Source organism: Oleiphilus sp. HI0132 (assembly GCF_001635845.1).
On record NZ_LWGJ01001806.1, the window covers coordinates 1 to 934 of the forward strand.

2 protein-coding genes are annotated in these 934 nt (G+C 47.0%); both read left to right on the forward strand.

The features are described 5' to 3' along the window. Window positions 1-326: spondin domain-containing protein (locus A3766_RS31705; RefSeq protein ID WP_197479793.1), on the forward strand; the 326-nt coding region annotated here is incomplete at its 5' end. Continuing rightward, on the forward strand, window positions 323-934 hold a 612-nt coding region (locus A3766_RS27340; RefSeq protein WP_068643367.1), incomplete at its 3' end, for a spondin domain-containing protein. The genes A3766_RS31705 and A3766_RS27340, both read left to right, overlap by 4 nt.

Sequence of the window (934 nt, forward strand, 5' to 3'; positions counted from 1 at the left end):
GAATCGAGATACCCAGTGAATCCGGAACCTATACATACTATGCCAAAGCCTATGATGCAGGTACAGAAGCCAATGACGAAGTGGTGGGTAGTGGTGCGGTAGGCGAGGCCGGTTTTCCTGCTCCTGGGCTGGTTGCAGCGACCCTAGGTGAAAATGGTACTGGTATTGTTGCCACTGCTGAAGGTTATGTTCATATCCATCGTGGTGCTTTGGGGGATCTGGATGCTGATGGAGGTGTTTCAGATTTAGATAGTACTACTCACAGATGGTTGAACCCAATTGCCAAGATTACTGTAACGGTAAGCGAATACAGGGCAGAGCTATGAACGGTTATTTTTCTATCAATAAGAAGTTGATGAGTGGAGCCCTGCTGGCCTCATCGCTAATTCTATCCGCGTGTTCTGATAACGACTCTAAGCAGGATGACATGCTTGAGTTTGAAGTTACAGTGAGCAACTTGACGGCTGGTCAGCCTTTATCGCCTGCTGCAGTTTTATTGCACGATTCCCAATGGAAGAGTTTTCAGACGGGTCATAGGGCGAGTGATGAACTCGAGTTACTAGCTGAAGGGGGAGACAACAGCCTGTTCTTATCCTCATCGCTTGACGATTCTTACGTTTATCTTGCTGAGTCTGGTGCTGGAATTATAGCGCCAGGAGAGTATGAGTCGTTTCAGGTTCAAACTTCTGAAAAATACTTGGGAACTTTATCACTGAGTGTTGTGTCTATGTTGGTTAACTCGAATGATGCTATTGCAGCTTTAAACGGTAAAGCAATTAGCGCACTAGAGATTGACGAGAGTATGAGTTTTGAATTGCTGACCTATGATACGGGCACTGAAGCGAACACCGAGACAGCAGACACAATTCCCGGGCCTGCAGCACAAGGTGGCGATCGTGAAGGGTTCAATGTTGCTCGTGATGATGTTCGGGAC